General features: G+C 44.8%; 16 protein-coding genes. 11 read left to right on the forward strand and 5 right to left on the reverse strand.

Going from position 1 to position 20,738, the window contains the following annotated elements; genetic code table 11:
* Position 1 precedes the first annotated feature (1 nt).
* From tssC to AACR75_RS03935, 3 genes are all read right to left on the reverse strand, one after another.
* Positions 2-1,477 carry a type VI secretion system contractile sheath large subunit gene (gene tssC / locus AACR75_RS03925; protein WP_026027753.1) on the reverse strand — a complete coding sequence of 492 codons (1,476 nt, stop codon included), beginning with the start codon at positions 1,475-1,477 and terminating at the stop codon, positions 2-4.
* A 49-nt stretch (positions 1,478-1,526) separates the two neighbouring features.
* On the reverse strand, positions 1,527-2,036 hold the full coding sequence (tssB, locus tag AACR75_RS03930; RefSeq protein WP_017043584.1) for a type VI secretion system contractile sheath small subunit: 510 nt from the start codon (positions 2,034-2,036) through the stop codon (positions 1,527-1,529).
* Between the two features lie 388 nt (positions 2,037-2,424).
* Entirely contained in the window at positions 2,425-3,513 is a 1,089-nt protein-coding gene (locus tag AACR75_RS03935) for a sel1 repeat family protein (protein WP_047687579.1), read from the reverse strand.
* Between the two features lie 575 nt (positions 3,514-4,088).
* Here AACR75_RS03935 and AACR75_RS03940 point away from each other — a divergent pair.
* From AACR75_RS03940 to AACR75_RS03985, 10 genes are all read left to right on the forward strand, one after another.
* Positions 4,089-5,786: an RluA family pseudouridine synthase gene (locus tag AACR75_RS03940; protein ID WP_047687581.1), complete on the forward strand. Its 1,698-nt coding sequence runs from the start codon at positions 4,089-4,091 to the stop codon at positions 5,784-5,786.
* A 93-nt stretch (positions 5,787-5,879) separates the two neighbouring features.
* Entirely contained in the window at positions 5,880-7,325 is a 1,446-nt protein-coding gene (locus tag AACR75_RS03945; RefSeq protein WP_047687583.1) for an ATP-binding protein, read from the forward strand.
* On the forward strand, positions 7,322-7,975 hold the full coding sequence (locus AACR75_RS03950) for a response regulator transcription factor (RefSeq protein WP_013868288.1): 654 nt from the start codon (positions 7,322-7,324) through the stop codon (positions 7,973-7,975). The genes AACR75_RS03945 and AACR75_RS03950 overlap by 4 nt, the downstream gene beginning before the upstream one ends.
* On the forward strand, positions 7,968-8,795 hold the full coding sequence (locus tag AACR75_RS03955; RefSeq protein ID WP_047687585.1) for a DUF2861 family protein: 828 nt from the start codon (positions 7,968-7,970) through the stop codon (positions 8,793-8,795). The genes AACR75_RS03950 and AACR75_RS03955 overlap by 8 nt, the downstream gene beginning before the upstream one ends.
* 75 nt (positions 8,796-8,870) lie before the next feature.
* Entirely contained in the window at positions 8,871-11,210 is a 2,340-nt protein-coding gene (locus tag AACR75_RS03960; protein WP_047687588.1) for a glycoside hydrolase, read from the forward strand.
* A 154-nt stretch (positions 11,211-11,364) separates the two neighbouring features.
* A complete protein-coding gene (locus tag AACR75_RS03965; protein ID WP_038148298.1) occupies positions 11,365-11,961 on the forward strand; it encodes a TetR/AcrR family transcriptional regulator in 597 nt (198 codons plus the stop codon).
* Positions 11,962-12,044: 83 nt separating this feature from the next.
* Positions 12,045-13,076: an NADP-dependent oxidoreductase gene (locus AACR75_RS03970; protein WP_047687590.1), complete on the forward strand. Its 1,032-nt coding sequence runs from the start codon at positions 12,045-12,047 to the stop codon at positions 13,074-13,076.
* Positions 13,077-13,089: 13 nt separating this feature from the next.
* Positions 13,090-13,704, forward strand: coding sequence for a glutathione S-transferase family protein (locus tag AACR75_RS03975; RefSeq protein ID WP_010319179.1), 615 nt, complete (start codon positions 13,090-13,092; stop codon positions 13,702-13,704).
* A gap of 145 nt (positions 13,705-13,849) precedes the next feature.
* A complete protein-coding gene (locus AACR75_RS03980; protein ID WP_047687593.1) occupies positions 13,850-15,403 on the forward strand; it encodes a YjjI family glycine radical enzyme in 1,554 nt (517 codons plus the stop codon).
* Between the two features lie 4 nt (positions 15,404-15,407).
* Positions 15,408-16,289: a YjjW family glycine radical enzyme activase gene (locus AACR75_RS03985; RefSeq protein WP_047687691.1), complete on the forward strand. Its 882-nt coding sequence runs from the start codon at positions 15,408-15,410 to the stop codon at positions 16,287-16,289.
* Positions 16,290-16,542: 253 nt separating this feature from the next.
* On the opposite strand, the gene AACR75_RS03990 is transcribed toward AACR75_RS03985, so the two are convergent.
* Positions 16,543-18,279, reverse strand: coding sequence for a SulP family inorganic anion transporter (locus AACR75_RS03990; RefSeq protein WP_050934249.1), 1,737 nt, complete (start codon positions 18,277-18,279; stop codon positions 16,543-16,545).
* 218 nt (positions 18,280-18,497) lie between these two features.
* On the opposite strand from AACR75_RS03990, the gene AACR75_RS03995 reads away from it, so the two are divergent.
* On the forward strand, positions 18,498-19,154 hold the full coding sequence (locus AACR75_RS03995; RefSeq protein ID WP_017044984.1) for an HAD family hydrolase: 657 nt from the start codon (positions 18,498-18,500) through the stop codon (positions 19,152-19,154).
* Positions 19,155-19,292: 138 nt separating this feature from the next.
* Here AACR75_RS03995 and AACR75_RS04000 read toward each other — a convergent pair whose 3' ends face one another.
* Complete coding sequence (locus tag AACR75_RS04000) at positions 19,293-20,528, reverse strand: RidA family protein (protein WP_047687595.1); 1,236 nt, start codon at positions 20,526-20,528, stop codon at positions 19,293-19,295.
* Positions 20,529-20,738 lie beyond the last annotated feature (210 nt).

Raw genomic sequence — 20,738 nt, forward strand, 5'->3', positions numbered from 1 at the left:
GTTATGCTTGATCTAATCGACCAACCAATGACAATTCAAAGTTCGCGCCCATGTACTTAAAGTGAGGACGAACAGAGAGAGAGACCTGATACCAACCTGGTTCACCTTCAACATCCATGACTTCGATTTTTGCAGCACGAAGAGGACGACGGCTACGTACGTCTGCTGGTGGATTTTCTTGGTCAGCCACATACTGTTTGATCCAGCCATTAAGCTCACGTTCAAGATCTTGACGCTCTTTCCAAGCACCAATTTGCTCACGCTGTAGCACTTTGACGTAGTGTGCAAGGCGATTGATGATCATCATATATGGCAGTTGCGTACCCAACTTGTAGTTGGTTTCCGCTTCTTTGCCTTCTTTAGTATTAGGGAATATTTTTGGCTTTTGGATCGAGTTTGCAGAGAAGAATGCGGCGTTATCACTGCCTTTACGCATGGTTAAAGCAATGAAACCTTCTTCTGCTAATTCAAACTCTTTACGGTCAGTCACCAACACTTCAGTTGGGATCTTACTTTGCAGTGCACCCATCGATTCAAACACGTGTACTGGCAGATCTTCAACCGCACCGCCACTTTGTGGGCCAATGATGTTTGGACACCAACGGTACTTGGCAAAGCTATCGGTTAAACGAGTAGCGAAAGCAAACGCGGTGTTACCCCATAGATAGTGTTCGTGTGAAGCGCTGACACTTTCCACATAATTAAATGATTTAATTGGGTTTTCTGTTGGGTCATAAGGTACGCGCAATAAGAAACGAGGCGCAGTCAAGCCAAGGTAACGCGCATCTTCTGATTCGCGTAGAGAACGCCATTTAGTGTATTTAGGGCTTTCAAATGTTGACTTAAGATCCTTGATATTTGGTAGCTCTTCAAAAGAATCGATACCAAAAAACTCAGGGCCTACACTAGAAATGAATGGAGCATGAGCCATCGCACCAAGTGCACCCATGTATTGCAGTAGCTTCATGTCAGGGGTTGATGGCGTGAAAGCAAAATTACCGATGATAGCGCCAGTCGGCTCACCACCAAATTGGCCATAACCAGAAGAATAAACGTGCTTATAAAGACCGGATTGCGTCGTTTCTGGTGCAAATTCAAAGTCTTCAAGCAACTCGCCTTTCGTTACATGCAACAAATCGACCTTGTTGTTTTCACGAAAATCGGTACGGTCAATAAACAGTTTCAAACCACGCCATGACGATTCCATCTGCTGGAAACGCTCTTCGTGCAAAATCTCATCCATTTGAGCACTGATTTTCTTATCAAGCTCAACCAGCATTTGATCAACGAGTGATTTGTTAACCGGCTCTTCCGTTTGATTCGAACCGATGAGATTCTCAATAAACGCAGCAACCCCTTTCTTCGCAACATCATACCCTTCTTCAGTCGGTGCAATGCGCGTTTGTGCCATGATTTCATCAAGTAAACTGCCTTGGGTGGCACTTTGTCTCTCTAAGACGGCTTCAGTAGTAGACATCAATTTCGTTCCTAAATTTGATTAAATAAAAAGTTGGGTTGATCAAGCCTTATGCTTGAGGCTCTTCTTCTTTGCCGCTCACTAGGCTTAGCTCAGATAGAAGTTTTTCACGCGATTCTTCCGAATTTAGTAGCTCTTGTAGACGCTCTCTAAATGCGGGAATATTGCCCAAAGGACCTTTTAAGGCCACAAGAGCTTGGCGTAGCTCAACCAATTTATTTAATTCTGGAACTTGTGCTGCCACTGAATCCGGTTCGAAGTCAGCAAGAGATTTGAAACTAAGCTCAACAGGAAGCTCAGCATTTTCATCGCCACTCAGTTTATTGCGCACTGTAGTGGTCAGTTTCAAATCGCTTTCACGCATAACCGCTTCAAAGTTGTTCTTGTCCACTGAAACGGTTTGTCTCTCTTCAAGTGGGGTCTCTTCGGTATGGCCTTTAAAATCACCCACCACCAGAGTTTTTAGCGGTAACTCAACTTCAGCCTGTGCATCTCCCGTTGCTGGAATATACTTAATATTAATCCGCTCTTTAGGAGCTACACTTCCTTCTTTAGACATATTACGTCTCCAATACCTATGCCAATCATTGTCAAAATTACGGACAAGAGCGTAGCTAAACTTAGTTACCACTTACTCAGGCCGAGGGTTACATAACGTTGTAAAAATTAAAGTTAAATCTATTGGACTTAAGTTCTAATAGAACTCAAGTCTCTTAATATTTATTATCTGGTAGATTTTAATGAGCATTTAAACAATAAATCCCATTAATTAGCATTAGCTATTAAACTCTTCCCTAAATTACCCCATTAGATTTATCGATATTTTTCGTGGGGATTTAAAATTCTCGGCACATTCTATTCATATAGGAGCATTTTAAATATAAAAAATCACAAAAACATGATCTTCACCCAAAAAAATATGCCGTTTCTAATACTGTATAATTTACCTAATTAATATCCCAAAAGACATCATGATAATAAAAATTCAGATTATTCTTATAGTTAACAAATATGTCATTAGCTTGTGCTTTTTCTTCCTCACTCATCTTACCAGCAAGGCTTTCTTCCTCTAATTCCAATATTGAGTAGAGCGACTGCATACGTTCAGTACCAGCAGCAGAGAGATATAAATCTAAATAGGCTTGCGCTTTGATCCGATCGGGAGTCACAAAATGATAGGATGCGCTATCGCCGAGCAGAATCTTAACTACCGTTGCCAAAGAGGTAATATCACCTTGCTCTAACGCCATCAGTCGCCATTGATAGGCATCTTCAAAACGGCCTTTGCTCTCTAAAATACCGATGTAGCGTCTCATCGCAGGGATATAGTTTGTCTTCGCAGCCGCGAGATAGAGCTCTCTCACCTTGGTCTCCCTTTCCCCTGGCATTAAAAACAGGCCTCCACCCTCTTGAACTTGCTTTGCTTTATCCATCAATGCTCGTGGATGATTAAAACTGACCGCTTTATCGAGATAGTAGCTATACATCTCGTTATCCATACCTTTGTAAAACTGGGCAAGCTCGTAAGTGGCTTGTGCAGGATCATCTCGTCCTAAACGAATCAAACTATCGTAATACTGGCTTTTCCAATACTGCACATCGCGATCTCTTAACCACTTGGCATCAGTATAAAGATGTTTCATGGCGCGACGATTGCCTAATTCTGCGGCTTTAAGCAGATATTCACGCGCTTCAGGAGGCGTTCTAATGGTCGTTTTGTAGTTCGAAAGCTCCATCGCGTAGAGAAAGGCGGCATCCGAATTGTCGTTGTCTGCCGCGTACTGGAGGTATGGTCGCGATTCCATATTTTTGTATTGCGCTCGAAGCAGTCGTCCGGTAGCAAACGCTTTTTCTGGAGACATATTTCCTACTTCATACACTTCTGCTGCAGACGTTTCTTGCTCAGCATGTAACACCATCGAAGGAAATAAGGAGAGCGCTAAAATGGCATATGTTTTATTAATCCACATTGACGCGACTTCCAAACTTGACGCTTGCGGAACACACAATGATAGACGTTGGCAGAAATCCATCATGAACCGTTTCCATATTACCCACTACAATACTCTGACTCATTATATTTCCTTAACTGACTAACCATTTATCCATAAACACGTAAGCAAAAATCATTCCCTTCAATTACGCTTACTTAAGAATAAAGCCCCACAGCCCGAGCGGGCAAAAAATTGCCCAGCCGAGCAACAAATTGCCCGAGCGGGCATAATATTGCCTATATGATAATCAATACTCAGCCTTTACCCATCAAAATTAAAAACAATACACTCATTAAATTAAATAGAATCAGGAACCAATCACTATAAATAGAATTAATGACAAAAAAACTAACATAAAGCTGACATTGTTTTACATAGAAATAAAATGAATTAATCCTCCAATCATTCTATATGTTTTAAATAAACGCATAGCATCAGGTTAAATCGACACTGTTAACTTATTTCTTTGGGATTCACTAAGCTATATTAATGATATTAATAAGCTAGTTACATTAATTAATCGTATCATCATCGCCGTTCAACCAGAAACTGGCATTTCTAGGTCAAATCAGTACAATTCTGCGTTCTCCACCACCATCCACTGCGAGCCAGAGAAAATGCCAACACCAGCGCCCTGTTTTACTGCCTTTAAAAAACCTATTGAAGGCTACTCTCTGCCTGAGCGCTTTACTTTCCCATTTTGTTACGAGCCGCATCCGCTAAGCGAATTAGCGGCAAGCCAGCTGCAACAACACCTGCTGAACCAGCAGAATTGGCAACATAATTTTGGGCTCGATAATCACGGCGTGCTAAACCAGCATCCGGAAGCTATCGGGAAAATGTTTGGCGTTTTAGTGGTGCGTAAACAAAGTGGAGAGCTAGGGTACCTGTCTGCATTCTCGGGGAAGTTAGCTGAGCAAAACCTGCTGCCGCATTTCGTGCCGCCTATATTTGACATGCTCACTAACGATGGTTTTTTCTTGGAAGGCAGCGTGCCGATCAATCAAATTAATCAGCAAGTTGAACAATTGGAGTGCGATCCACAGCGTGCGCTACTTCAGCAGCAATGGACCACGGCCCAACAGCAGGCGCAAGATGAATTAGAAGCGCATCGCCAACTGATGATTCAAGGTCGTGAACAGCGTAAACAGCAACGCATCCTTGCCGAACAATCAAATGATGCCCAACAATTGCGTGAAACCTTAGATTGTCTCGCCAAACAAAGTGTGGCTGAAAAAACGTTCCTCAAGCAATTAAAACGAAAATGGGACGTCAACCTCAACGAACTACAAGCGCAAATAGACGCATTTCAAGAACAGATTGATGCGTTAAAAGAGCAGCGTAAAAATCTCTCTAATGCGTTGCAGCAACGACTTTTTTCTCACTATCGATTTCTCAATCAATACGGCACTGAAAAATCTCTGGGGGAGATTTTCCGTCTTACGGCTAACCCTGTTCCACCAGCAGGATCTGGAGAATGCGCCGCACCAAAATTGCTGCACTACGCGTTTCAACATCAGATGACACCGATTTCACTCGCCGAATTCTGGTGGGGAGCGTCACCAAAATCTGAAATTCGTCAACACAAGAAATTCTATCCTGCTTGTCAAAACAAGTGCCAACCGATTTTGGCTCACATGCTTGATGGGCTGAAGCTCGATGATAACCCGCTATTGCATAACCCAGCGCAAGGCAAAGAGATCGACATCATCTATCAGGATGAAGCCATTGTTGTCGTCAACAAACCTGCCGAGTTTCTATCCGTTCCCGGAGTCAATATTCAGGACTCGGTTTACACTCGTCTGCAACAAACGTTTAGCTCAGATGAAGGGCTTTTTGTGATCCACCGCCTCGATATGTCTACTTCAGGTTTATTGGTGTTTGCTCTCACCCGCCGAGCCAATAAAAGCCTGCAGAAGCAATTTATTACTCGCGGCGTTGAAAAACGCTACCTTGCTTTACTCGCTGGTGAATTACAGCAATCGCATGGTGACATTCGCTTACCGCTGCGGGGCGATTTAGATGACAGGCCGCGTCAATTGGTCTGTTTTGAACATGGCAAACCCGCTGACACTCACTGGCAATTAATTGAATGCCGAGATGGATTCAGTAAAGTCTACCTCTACCCCAAAACAGGACGAACCCACCAATTGCGCGTACATTGCGCTCATGTGGAAGGACTCAACCTGCCCATCGTTGGCGACGATCTTTATGGCACGAAAGGAGCGCGTTTACATCTACATGCTGAGTCGCTGAGCTTTGATCACCCTTATACCAAGCAAAGGATGACATTCACGGTGGATGCCGAGTTTTGATCGACATTCCGCTTTAGTGACATTGAGGTGACAAATCCTGACTTAGCACAGCTATAATTTCGTGAATGCGAACCTTTTTCTAAGTGCTTAACGTTGAGAACACGGCTGCTGTACCTTTTGATCACACTCACCGCAGTGCTAGGACAATCAAACCTAGCACACGGGCAAGAGCAAACGCTGCAAGATCGTTGGCAGCATTTTCTACGCCAAGCCGAATCGCTATCGGCTGCGCGAGCCTTGCCATTGCAAAGTATTAACTCATACCCTGTCGATCTTCTGCTCAGCGCCAGCGCCTATCCTGATTTTTCCCGTTATTCATGGCAAACCATAACCGAGCTCAAAGCGATAGCCTCACAGTGCGCACTGTCGCCCGGTTTATCAAAAACCTTGGCATCACGCCCTGAATTGCAAAAAGCAGCGTCGTTTGAACTCGCTTTATGCCAAGGCGATGAATTGCCCATCCGTTGGTTTAAGACTGCTCCGTTTCTGCATCCTGTAGGCGGGAGCTACGCAGAGCGATACTTAGCTTTTTCTACTCATAACATAACGGCCGAGCAAAGCGCCGAGCTACAGCCCTACACGACTCTCTCTGACCCTCAGCATCCGCTGTACAACTTTTTTACCGATTTAGAAACGGCAGGGCGAGATGCCTTGGTCAGCGGTTATCGCGCTTATATTGACCGTCAACAACGACTATGGATCAGTGGCGATTTCGGTATTCGCGTACTGAGCGCATTGCAATGGAAAAAAGTCGCGCTCGATCAGCAATTGGTATTGTCGGCCATCACAGCGGCTACTCAAAGTTGCCAATTACGCTACAGTAATCTGTGTGTCTCTAGCCAAGAAAAACCCCATATCTCACTGTGGTTATCGGTCATATTACTGCTGTTGCTCGCGGCAACGCTGAGTAGGACGCTCTGGTTACGCCGCCAACAAGCCAAAGAAAAACGCTTTATTTTACAGTTGCTAACGCATGAACTACGCACCCCTATCACCAGTCTTGGCTTGACCGTTGAGCAGTTTCGCCAGCAATTTGATACTCTGCCAGAGCCAGCCCAAGATACATTCGGCCGCTTACTGGCCGATCACCAACGTTTAGCTCAGCTTGCTCAGACCAGTAAAGGATTTTTGAGTAGCGACCCAAATGAGCCGTTTCAATGTCAAACCGCTTATCTCTCAGATTGGTTAGATCACTGCGTAGCGAAACACGAACTCAGCTATGAACTGACACAAGATATCGAGCTCACACTACCGTATTACTGGCTTGGGATTTGTTTGGATAACTTGATCCGTAATGCCAAGCAACATGGTCAAGGGACAATCTCAATAACGGCCAGCGTGACTGACACTCAACTGCGGCTTTGCGTTAGCGATGAAGGCGAGTTTCCCTCTCGTCTAAAACGGCTATTTTCCCGTTCTCGCACGGCTTCCAATATGGGGATTGGGCTCCGTCTTGTGAGCCATTTGATGCTTAAAATGGGCGGCAAACTGACGTGTAAAGCCCACCCCACTCGCTGCCAATTGGAATTACCATTATGAACACACTGTTATTGGTCGAAGATGATCCTCTACTCGGGCAAGGTTTGCATGATTACTTGCTACAGCAAGGTTTTGATTGTTTGTGGGTACAGCAGCTCTCACAAGTCAAAAAAGCATGGTTTCGCGCCGATTTGGTGATTTTAGATAGACAACTGGCTCAAGGAGACAGCTTGGATCATCTACCTCAATGGCTAATGGCCAAAGCCGTGCCAGTGATCATCCTGACGGCCAAAATCGAGGTTGAGCAAAAAATAGCAGGTCTGATGGCGGGGGCGAAAGACTACGTCACTAAACCATTTTCGCAACAAGAATTACTGGCGCGAATTCAAGCGCAACTGCGACCATTAGGAGAAAGCTTGCTTTCCTACGCTGACATTGCCATTGATCTCTCAAAGCGCAGCGTTACCTTAGGTGAGCAGTTGATGACGCTAAAACCGAAACAGTTTCAGCTATTACTGCTGCTGGTTCAAAATCAAGGACGTGTTTTTCACCGTGATGAACTACTCAATAAAGTGTGGGGCTACCAAGCCTTTCCCTCAACTCGAACCGTCGATAATCATGTTTTACAGCTGAGGCAGCAGTTACCCTCACTCAATATCGAAACCGTTCGTGGCGTTGGGTATCGTTTAGTCGAGGTGTCCAATGCGTAACCTTTGGCTGTTTGTACTGTTCGTCGTTAGTCCAAGCCACGCCGTGAGTGATGATTGGTTTATGGCAACACCACTGCAATCAACCTATCGCGCTTTAGCGAACCATCAGCCACAGCTTGCCTGGCAAGAGTTGATCCTCGCACTCAATAACCAAACCATTGCCACGCAACACTGGGCAAGCGTCAAGCATGCCATTATTGAACAAACCCAATGTGGCCAACAGCTCTTAAGCGATGTGGTACCAAATGCGGCGCTGATCAAAGTCTCGATACAAAAAAAAACCAACGTGATGCAGCAAGGTTACCAGTTCAAATTATCAATGGAAGGAGCAGAGCTGCCTAGTCAGGTTGAACTTCTTGGCCCTGACAATAGCTTGCTCATCTCACAGAGCCAAGTAACGTCATCAGCCCCTTATATAGAATTAGAAAGCCCAGAACTGCTCTTTGCTCCGCAAGATGGCGTTTATCGACTGACACTCGACAAACAGCACTATTGGTTAGTTCTTACCATGCCTTTTGGCTCCACATGGTTGCAATCCGCCTCTCCCAACGGTGGTTACCCACTAGCACTTGAGTCCCCCATAGCATTGACAAACTGCCCCCCAACAAGCCTTGCTTGGCAATGGTTTGACGACCAATTTCAGTTAATCAAGCAGCAAGATATGGTAGCAATAAGTAATACTCAGCAATTATTGGACAAACCAAGCTCATCCCCCAGCTCGGCTAAATGGCTCAGTACTCTGATCAAAACTATCGAGTATCAAGGAGCAATCAAAGTGGAATATGTACAACGTTTGACTCTGCCAAATCAGGCTCAATGAAGACATCAGGGTGACAATTGAGTTGTCGATTTCTTATGTAATCAACACACCGAGACACACTGGAAATGACAAACCATGTATAAACCACTTTGTTCTTTATTGATCACCTGTACGCCACTTTTGGCGTTGGCTAGCCAATCACAACCAGCGTCAATTACACTGCATAATCAAAACCAAACCGTGCAAATAGAGCCACAAAATTTTGCTATTGATTGGCAGCAAAATGCCCAGCTAACCATTAACCAAGGCCAGCTAACCGTTAACCAAGGCCAGCTAACCGTTAACCAAGGCCAGCTAACCGTTAACGGCCAGCCACAGCAGGTCAGCCAACTGCAACAAGATAATCAACATCACGCCTCTTGGCTGCTTGTTCCTAGCCAGTTAAAGGTTGAGGCCAATTTACAACAAACATTGAAGCTGTCGATTACCGCGAGCGCTGAGAGTAAGATCTCTCGTGCTAAACCGTTAACCGTGCAGTGGTTTGAACTGCCTGAGCAGCAAAGCAAAACGCTCATTCTTCCTTTTAGTGAAGGAATGCGGATTCCAACTGATAACCCACAGTGGGTGAACTACCTCATAGCGGAACGCTCTGCCAGCAATACCACCCAAGATCTCAAAATGCCATTTTGGAGTGTAGAAGCTGGCAATGAGCAGTATGTGAGCTACCAACTCAATACCGCCACCAACAACAAACTCAATTTTAGCGCCAAGCAAAACAAGCTGGACATGCAAGCCACGCACGCTTTCACTGTGCTCAATAAAGATGAGCCTTTTGAGGTGGAAATCTCCCTTGGCAACTCACCACTAGATGGTGCCAAACGCTACCGTCAGTGGCGAAAAGAGAATGGGTTATCACAAACGCTCGAACAAAAAGCGCAGCAAAACCCAGCCATAAAACAGCTTATCGGCGCAAGCCATGTCTACTTGTTTGGCCAAGACTTAGTGTCCAAACAAGATGTGACTGATTTCTGGGCACTTAAAGAATGGTATTTTAAGCAGCCCCAGTGGGTAGCATCAAACGAAGCGCTCAAAGAGCTTAAGCCACTCGTTAAAGGAAAAGATTTTTTCAACAACTACAACAAACGGTTGTTGATTGACGAAGTGAACCGCTCGCTCAATGCTTGGATAAAAGAGCAACCTTCAACCCAAGAAGCAGGGATAGCTAGCCAATACCAAGCCGCTCAGGCACGAAAAGCATGGCTCGCAGAGCAGAAACTACCGTTTCTACGTGATGCCAGCACTTGGGGACAGGGGCTATCGACATCCATGATTGACGCACTCAGCTCAGCTGGTTTGCAGCACCTCTGGCTAGGTTTGGATAATTGGATGCCCGCCTTTTACCAGCCACAAGTGGTTGATCAAGCAAAACAGGCTGGCTACTTAGTTGGGGTGTACGACTCCTACAATACCGCCATTGCAAAAGGCATCAACGATGGTTGGCTTACCGCGCAGCTACCGGATGCAATGCGTGAGCAATGTTCGATAGAAAACGCCGACGGCAAAAAACAAAAAGGGTTTCGTGGCAACGGCTTTTATCTTAACCCAGCCTGCCAATTGGGCTTTGTGCAGCAACGCATTGAGGCAATTTTAAAATATGGCCGCTTTAACAGCCTGTTTCTTGATGTGGATGGGACCGGAATGGCCCGTGAAGATTACTCATACCAAGAGGGCCAAGGAATGAAAGAAAGCGCGATGCTGGAGGCATTCAATCAACGCATGCGCTGGATAGCTAATGAACAGAATGTGGTTCTCGGCTCTGAAGATGGTAACAGCCTGACGACACAAGGGCTCTCTTTTGCTCATGGTTTAGAAACGGTAGGATTTGGCTGGACAGATCCTGATATGAAAACTAACCGCCAATCGCCTTACTTTCTTGGAGCATGGTTCCCAACAACGAGCCCAGATTTTTTCTTTAAACCCGCGCAAGTCAAAGAGCCGTACAAAACACTGTTATTTGCACCGCAATACCGTATCCCTCTCTATCAGACCGTGTTCCATGATGAGGTGATCAACAGTCACCACTGGCACAACGACAGCGTGAAGTTTTCCAACGTGCAAGCGGAGCGAGATTTAATCGCCATGCTGTATAACACCCCAGCGATGATTCACCTTAGCCGTGATGAAGCGACGCCTAACAGCGCACGAGTTAACGCATTACGCCGTTATCAGCAAGGGTTTGCACCAATCCATGAAGTCGTGTGGAACCAACCTTTAGTCGATTTTAAATGGCTTGATGAACAAGGGATGGTACAACAAACAACCTTTGGTGATGGCAGTAAAATTACCGCCAATTTCTCTACGCAGCCATATAAAAAAGAGGATAAGGAAATAGTTCCAGCCTTGAGTATTCAAGCTGAACTCAGCAATGGGCAAAACCTCATTTGGCCATCGGATACGCTAAAGACAGAAAAATAGTCTCATCTCTCACTCATTAAAAGATAAATAATAGTGCGACACTTCAAGGAGGAAGTGTCCATTTCTATCATTCAGCAACCATAGCCAGTAGCACAAATACAATATGAACAAACAAAACTAGACGACTGGTCTAATTTAAATTATAGTGCCGTCCATGAATACAAAAACCCATGATACTCGCCAACACATCCTTGAGGTCGGTTACCAACTTGTCGTAACCAAAGGCTTCACCAGCGTAGGCTTGTCTGAATTATTAAAAACCGCTGATGTGCCCAAAGGCTCTTTCTATCACTACTTTAAGTCAAAAGAGCAATTTGGCGAGGCACTGATTACGGACTATTTTCAGCACTATTTAGTACGGATTAATGCCCTTTTTGACCAAGAAGAAGGAAACGCCTATCAACACTTGATGCATTATTGGCAATGTTGGTATGAGCAGAGCAATGGCTTATGTAACGCACAGCGCTGCTTGGTGGTGAAATTAAGCGCTGAAGTTTCAGACTTGTCTGACGCGATGCGTATTGCTTTACTTAAAGGTGCAGATAGCATTATTGAGGCGGTCGGAAAATGTATCCAGCAAGGGATCGACGACGGCTCCATTCACGTACAACACAGCCAGCAAACCGCAGAATTGCTTTATAACCTTTGGCTCGGCGCAAGTTTGCTCAGTAAACTGCGTCAAGATAACCAAGGGCTTGCACAAGCGCTTACGAGCACCGAACACATTTTGCAAGGCCAGTGCCCTAGTTAAGATTCACCCGCTATTTCGATAGCGGTTTTTTTGAAACCCAAACTAGACGACTGGTCTAATTTAAAATAATAAAGGACTCTCCAATGACTGAACAAACTAACCGCCGCATTGTACTCGCTTCACGCCCTGTCGGTGCACCAACGCCTGCTAACTTTCGCTTAGAACATGCGCCTAAACCAACACCTGCCGCTGGTGAAGTGCTGCTGCGTAGTGTTTATCTTTCACTTGACCCCTACATGCGCGGCCGCATGAGTGACGCTAAATCGTACGCCGATCCTGTCGCGATTGATGATGTCATGGTAGGCGGGACCGTGTGTCAAGTGGAAGTATCAAACCACCCAAAATTTGAGCAAGGTGAGTGGGTACTCGCTTATACCGGATGGCAGGATTACGCTATTTCTAACGGCGAAGGTTTACTCAAACTCGGTAAAAATCCAACCTCACCCTCATACGCACTAGGCATAATGGGAATGCCCGGTTTTACCGCTTATATGGGTTTGCTAGACATAGGCCAACCGAAGCAAGGTGAAACTGTGGTAGTCGCCGCAGCCACTGGCCCCGTAGGGGCAACGGTTGGTCAAATTGCTAAAATCAAAGGCTGCCATGTGGTGGGCATTGCTGGCGGTGAGGAAAAATGTCGTTACGCTAAAGAAGTATTAGGTTTTGATGAATGTATTGATCACAAAGCTGACGATTTTGCAGAGCAATTGGCTAAAACATGTGCTCAAGGGATTGACGTTTACTACGAAAATGTCGGTGGCAAAGTATTTGATGCGGTTTTACCTCTGCTTAACACAGCAGCGCGAGTTCCGCTGTGTGGTTTGATTTCTCAATACAATGCAACGTCGCTGCCTGAAGGACCTGATCGTCTCTCTATGCTGATGGGCACCTTGCTTACCAAACGAATCCGCATGCAAGGTTTCATTATTTTTGATGACTACGGCCATCGCTATAACGAATTTGCTACTGATATGACTCAATGGCTAAGCGAAGGGAAAGTGAAATACCGCGAGCAACTGATTGACGGTTTAGAAAACGCACCACAAGCCTTTATTGGTCTATTGGAAGGCAAAAACTTTGGCAAACTGGTTATCCAAATCAACCAACCACTTTAATAAGGACCACATAATGATCAAACTTCACCATCTAAATAAATCACGCTCTAAGCGCATAATCTGGTTACTTGAAGAGCTCGGGGTTGAGTATCAAGTGGTTCCATATCAACGTGATAGCGTGACCTTTCTGGCACCGCCCGAGCTAAAAAGCGTGCATCCGTTAGGTAAGTCACCTGTGATTGAAGACAATGGCTTGGTGATTGCTGAATCTGGCGCCATTACCGATTACTTGATAGAAAAATACGGTCAACACTTTGCGCCTCAGCGTGGCAGCGTGGAATATGTGCAATATCAGCAATGGCTCCACTTTGCGGAAAGCTCTGCCATATTGCCGCTGCTATTAAAGATGTTTGTTGCCAAAGATGGCTGCCAAACCAATTTCCTTGGTGGCTATGCAGAAAGCGAAACGGCCAAAGTGATGAGTTATTTTGATCAGTGTTTAGCGGGTAAACGCTACTTAGTGGCCGATCAACTCACTGGCGCTGATTTCATGATGTCATTCATTGCTGAAATATTGCTGACCAACGGAGCGATTACTCACTTCCCGAATATTGAACGTTACTTAGAGCAGCTCGCCACTCACCCTGCTTATCTAAAATCGAACCAAATCGAAGCGCAATACGCCTAACCTTAGGTTCCTGATGACGCCACTTCGACGATAACGAAGTGGCGTTTTTATTTCCATTATGGAAATGACTACTTGATGTATTATCAATAGTGAAAAGTAACCAAGCACATTAGGATTAAACCACAATAATATAAGGGTTTAATTCATGCGCCATTCACTCGATACACAGCAACGCTTCCACGCCATTGTCACTGACGCACACCTCTCGCCCAAACAAAAGTCACACTTCCTTGCGCTAGAGGCCGAAGCAAGCTTGCCCTATCTGAAACTCTCTCCTGAGTTGGCTCGAGCAATGGAACAAGGCATTATCTGCGATATGTTTGAAGGCCATGCCCCTTTTAAACCACGTTACGTGTTGCCTAACTACGCAAAATTTTTAGCACAAGGCAGTGAGTATTTAGAGCTTTCGCCTGCCAGTAATTTTGATGAAGCACTCAATATGCTGACCATTTTGTACCATCACGTGCCTTCAGTGACCTCTATTCCTGTCTATTTGGGGCAATTGGATAGCGTGTTATTGCCCTATGTGGGCGAACTGAGCGAAGCGTTGATTTATCAAAAATTGAAGCTGTTTTGGATCATGCTTGATCGTACTCTGCCCGATGCTTTCATGCACGCCAACATCGGCCCGAGCGACAATATTATTTGTCGTACTATTTTACGTGTCGATGCTGAACTGAAACAGATCGCTCCCAACCTTACCTTCATGTATGACTCTTCTATCACTCCTGAGGATTTACTGCGACAAGCGACCGATAATATCTGTCAATGTAGTAAACCGCACATCGCCAACTATCCGATTCATGCCACCGCCTATGGCGAGCAAGGTTTTGGTATCGTCAGTTGCTACAACTCGCTTCCTTTAGCGGGTGGCTGCAATACTTTGGTCAGAATGAATTTAAAAGAGGCCGCGAAAAAAGCCTGTGACCGCCAAACATTTTTCGATCAGATTCTACCCACTTACAGCCAATATATGATTGAGCTGATGGATGTTCGAGCTGCTCATCTGCACCAACAATCTCATTTTTTTGAAGGTTTTCTGACTCAAGAAGGGTTGATTGAAGAATCTCGTTTCGCACCGATGTTTGGCATTTATGGCATGGCTGAAGCCGTTAATCTATTACTGGAAAAGGAGCAGAGTAACGCTCGTTATGGCCATGATGATATCGCCAACCAATTAGGCATCGCCATTTCCGCCAAGCTGGCCGACATTGTACAAAACTCACCAGTCAAATATGGCTTCAACGGCCGTGCTTTACTGCACGCGCAAGGTGGTATTAGCCTTGATCTTGATGTCACTCCGGGCGTGCGCATCCCTTATGGTACCGAACCCAACCCGATTGAATATGTGCAAGCAACGGCTGGACATCATCAATATTACACCTCTGGTATCAGCGATATTCTAACTCTGGATGAAACCATAAAGGTCAACCCAGAAGCGATGTTCAACCTATGTAAAGGAGCCCTCCACTCGGGCTATCGCGAATTTACGGCCAACGTGGCTTCGAACGATTTAGTTCGCATTACGGGTTACATGGTGAAACTGTCTGAAATAGCGCAATTTGAGCAGCGCGGATCACGCACCAACACCACATTTCTTGGGGCAGAAGCGGCCAAAAACACGGCCGTGCTCAAGCGAAAAGCACGCGTGGTTAGCCATGAAATGCAACCGGCTTATCAACCAAACTCTGTCAGCTAAACTAATGGTGAGTAAAAAACAGCCGCTCCGAGCAAAAGTCAGCCGAGTGCTGACTTTCTCCTGCGTTGATGGCCCGGGCAACCGACTGGTCATTTTTATGCAAGGTTGCAACTTCAATTGCTTGTCTTGCCATAACCCACATACGATTCGTCACTGTCACCATTGCGGTGATTGTGTAACAACCTGCCCATCGCAAGCACTGCGCCTCAATGCTGACCAGCAAGTCGAATGGCTAGCGAATAAATGCACTCACTGCGATCGCTGTATTGAGCACTGCATGCACCAATCAAACCCCAAAATTCATCACTACAGTGTTGAACAACTCGTGGAACTTATTCGCCGAAATCATTATTTCTTAGCCGGTATTACCATTTCAGGAGGGGAAGCAACCCTACAACTTCCGTTTATCATCGCTCTTTTCAAAGCCATCAAACGTGATGAAGAATTGAAACATCTCAGCTGTTTTATTGATAGTAATGGCTCACTATCAGAATCGGGATGGGACAAAATATCGCCCTATGTGGATGGCGCAATGATCGATTTAAAAGCTTGGCAAGAGGAAACGCATCGGTGGCTAACCGGACGCAGTAACCATAGAGTGATACGCACTATTTTCCACCTCGCTACACTGAATAAACTGCACGAAGTGCGACTGCTACATATACCGGACAAAAGTGATTTAGAGACTGAAATTACCGAAGTGGCGCATCTGATTAACCAGTTGCCTGCGAACGTCAACATTCGGCTCAACGCCTTCCAACATCACGGTGTGGTCGGCAAGGCCTTAACTTGGCAGCCATGCAGTGAAGGTGAAATGCTACAGTTTCATCGGAAACTAGCCGCTCAAGTACAGCGAACTGTTTACCTGCCTACAAGCTACGCCTAGCGTCGAAAACCACCATATCCATAGGCTACCTATATTAGATTAATAACCCGTACCATTTTGCCTAATGCATAACGCTCACCTATGCTTATCCAAACAGGCACTAACCGTTTAGCAAAAGGCCGAGCACTCGCTCTCATCACATAAAAAGGAAAGCATCATGATTGAATGGGATTTCTTACATCTTTTCGATACTCAAGAGCTCTTTATATTTTATTAACGAGAACCAATATTATTAACGAGAGCCAACCTCATTTTAAATAGCAGCCGCAATTTCACCTTCAATATCCTTTTGCGGCTCTTTTTGTACTGGTGGAACTTGCCCTTCTTCTACAGCGTGTTGGTAACATCCACTTAGCTTAATGGCTAAATACATGTCCGCACGAATCACCACGCCGCCATCACCCGTTGAAATTCCAGCGATTTCACACCATTTTCTCAAACTGCGTTTACGCCCCGCTAGCACTAAACGAATGCCTCGTTTTTTCAGAATGCTTTGCACGTCCGATAACATCGCCATGACGCTTAAATCTAAATGGGTAAAACTCGACACCGCATCAATAATCACGCACCCCACACTCATGCCCGCCGATTCAGTGTGAAATAAAATACGACGTTTAAAGTAAGGCGCATTGAAATAAGTCAGCGGAGAGTTGAAACGATAAATCACCAAACCCGGTATTGGTTTCGCCTTCGCTGACGTATCAATCGTGCGAATCGTTCCTTTATCATCCAAACCCAATGTTTGATCACTTGGCCGCATCACGGTGCGTAAAAATTGGAACAGACCCAGTAATACCGCAAGAGTGATGCCGGGGATAACGCCAATGACCAATACAGCGATGAAGGTTAAGCTTGCCAAATAAAAGGCGTCTTTATCACGCTTGTGTAAACTCCAAATCCCTTTCAGATCCAGCAACGAGATAGACGCGATAATCAACACCACCCCCAATGCAGCAATCGGAATGTATTGTAGTGGCTGATACGCCACAATCGCGACAAATCCAATCACAATCGCTGCAATAATCGAAACTAATTGCGATTTCCCACCATTAGCGTCATTCACCGCCGTACGTGAATCCGCCCCACTGATGGCAAAACCTTGTGAAAATGCAGAAGCAATATTAGCTAAGCCAAGCGCGCGAAACTCTTTGTCGGCGTCAATATCGTAACCATTTTTTGCCGCAAAACTGCGCGCAGTGAGCATCATACTGACAAAGCTCACCATCGCTAAGTTCAAAGCGGGCATGACTAATTCACGGCTCACCCCTAGATCAAATAGAGGGGTTTGGAATATCGGTAACCCACCTTGGATTAAACCAACGACTTTAACGCCAAGATGTTCAGCGCCAAAAAACCACACCCAAAATGCAGCAGCGATGATAGCCAACATCGCTGCTGGCCAATTGGGCCTGACACGCTTACACAGAAAATAAACCACCACTGTCAGCGCACTTATCAATAAGGTTTGCCAATGCAAATCAATCAGCAAGGATGGCGCTTCCACGATACGCTCTAGTAGATATTGCTGCTCATATTTCAGCCCAAACACTTTAGCAAATTGACCCACGATAATGGTCAGAGCAACACCGTTTAACAACCCAAGTAGAATAGGGCGAGAGAGAAAATCGGCTAAAATACCGAGTTTGAAACGACTGGCCAGCAAACACCATACACCAGTCATTGCCGTCATTGTCATGACCAACTGCCAGTGTTTGAGAGGATCGCCCATCGCCAGCGGTGTCACTACCGCCGCAATCACTGCGCAAGTTGCCGCGTCTGGGCCTAAGATCAACTGCCTAGACGTGCCAAAAATCGCGTAAACCAACATCGGCAATACGCAGGAATATAAGCCGACAATCGCGCTTACTCCAGTGAGCTGCGCGTACGCTATCGCGACAGGCAGTGCAACCGCAACCACAGAAAGCGCCGCACGTACGTCATCCATCAACCAGCGAGTTTCATAGTCTTTCAGTTGGTGTAAACCCGGCATCCACTGTTGTACAAATGCACTATTCAAATTGCTTCCCCCCCTCTTCTCGCAACAAGGTTTTCACATTAAGCATAACTCATTGCTAACAAACTAGCGCTTATAATTGGCTGATTTTATTGAAGTATGAGAAAAAGAAAAAGTGCAGGAAAAAGATCGCCTCCATAGGTCGACTTATGTGAAAATAGCCCACTCCATTTCACTCGCCTAAAGTTGTACTTATGAAATTTCAAGCTGCCATTTTTGATATGGATGGACTGTTACTCGACACGGAACGTGTCTGCCTTACTATATTCGAACAAGCTTGCCACGCAGTTGGCGTCCCATTTTTAAAAGAGGTTTATCTCTCGGCTATTGGTCGCAATGCGGCAGGCATTGAACAAGCACTGCGCGCAGGCTACGGGCCAGAATTAGACTATCCGGTATTACATACGGAGTGGCGTAAACGTTACGATGCCGTGGTGAAACACCAGGCGATCCCAGTGAAAGAAGGGGTTATCGAGTTATTACAATGGTTAAAAGCCAATCGTGTTCCTACTGCTGTCGCAACATCAACCCAAAAAGACGTGGCACAAATTAAGCTGCGCCTTTCAGGCCTTGAGCAATATTTTGACTCGTTCACAACCGGTTGTGAAGTGACACATGGCAAACCCGATCCTGAGATTTATCTACTCGCTGCGCAACGTCTTGGCGCTGAACCGACCCAATGCTTAGCCTTTGAAGATTCTAATAACGGCGTGCGATCCGCCGTGAGTGCGAATATGATCACCTACCAAATTCCTGATCTCGTCGAACCCAGTGAGGAGGTTTTGGCGCTTGGACACCAAGTGGTCCCCTCACTACATCACGTTTTAACGGCCCTGAAAAACAGTAATTGATCGGTTTTTCATACGCCGCCTGTTTGATTTCGATTGCCATAACTAAACAGCGTGATATTGGTATTGCAATTACAGATAGCTAACAAGTAACAAGGGGTATCATTGATACCCCCTTGTTTAATCAATAAGAAATATTCGTTAATGTTTAGGTGGCGTACCTTCACAATTAGAAACCACAGCGTCAATTTGTATTAACGCATCCATAGGCAGCTCTGAAACACCAATCACGGTTCTCGCAGGTAGCTCATGGTTAAAGAAGGTTGTGTAAACTTCATTGACAATATTAATGTCATCCATGTTTTTTATTTGAATATTGACTTTAACAATATCATCCATAACATGCTCAACACTTTCTACAATATTCTTTATATTTTCTAAACACTGCTTAACTTGTTCTTTTATTCCACCAGCAACAACTTCATTATTTTTTGGAGATAAAGGTAACTGACCTGAAATATGATTATAATGAGAAAAAGCAACAGAGTTGGAATAGTCGACTTCAGGTGCATTCACGGTATTATTTTCTTCAATCACAAGTAAGCGAGCATCTTCAGGAAGCTGTGGCGGTGTACCATCACCATGTGACACAACAACATCAATTTGCACCAATGCATTCATAGGCAAGTCAGCAACACTAACTAGGCTTCGCGCAGGCACATAACTTGGGAAAAATTGTCCACAGACTTCATTGATGGCTTCTGCATCAGATATATTTTTAAGAAATATCGTTGTTTTAACGATATCAGCCATCGTATGACCAATACTTTCTAAGATAGCATTAATATTATTCAAACACTGTTTACTCTGTTCTTTAATACCGCCTTGTACTATTTCTCCCGTTTTAGGTTCAATCGGCAATTGAGCCGAGAGGTTATTATAATGAGAGAAGGCCGCGGTTTGAGAGTATAGACCTTGAGGTGCATGTTCAGTATTCCTTGACACTTTTATGAGCTCACAAGGCGCTTGTGGAGCAGTGCCTTCACCGTTTGAAATAAGAGCATCAATTTGCACTAAAGCATCACTGACAGGTAAAGCCGTAACCGCCGCTATGGTCACTGTAGGAAGCGGCCCCTGAAAAAAAGTGGGGTATACTTTTTTGATGGCATCAATATCTGAAATATTCTTTACAAAAATATTCATTTTGACCACATCATCCATAACGTGACCAATACTTTCTACGATAGACTGTATATTATTCAGACATTGTTTTGTTTGGTCATTTATACAACCAATAACAATTTCACCTGTTTTAGGATCTATCGGTAGTTGTGCTGAAATATTATTATAATGAGAAAAAGCGACAGTTTGTGTGGAGACAGAACATATAGGTGCATTTTCTGTGTTTCTTGAAACCTTTACAATATCGGCAGCCATATCGAAATTTATCCTATTATTGGTAGAAATATGTATTTATATTTAATAAGTGTTTTTTGATAAAACAATCAAAGTGGCGAAATGGTAAGTTAAAAAAATTTCAGTAAATGTGACATACATTAAAATATTATTTGACTAGAAAGTCATCGCTTATATTGATAATGATTGATTAACGACTAATTATCCACAATCGTGTTAATAACGTGGATT

The sequence above is a fragment of the Vibrio sp. ZOR0018 genome (genome assembly GCF_963865925.1).
In the GTDB taxonomy this organism is placed as follows: domain Bacteria; phylum Pseudomonadota; class Gammaproteobacteria; order Enterobacterales; family Vibrionaceae; genus Vibrio; species Vibrio anguillarum.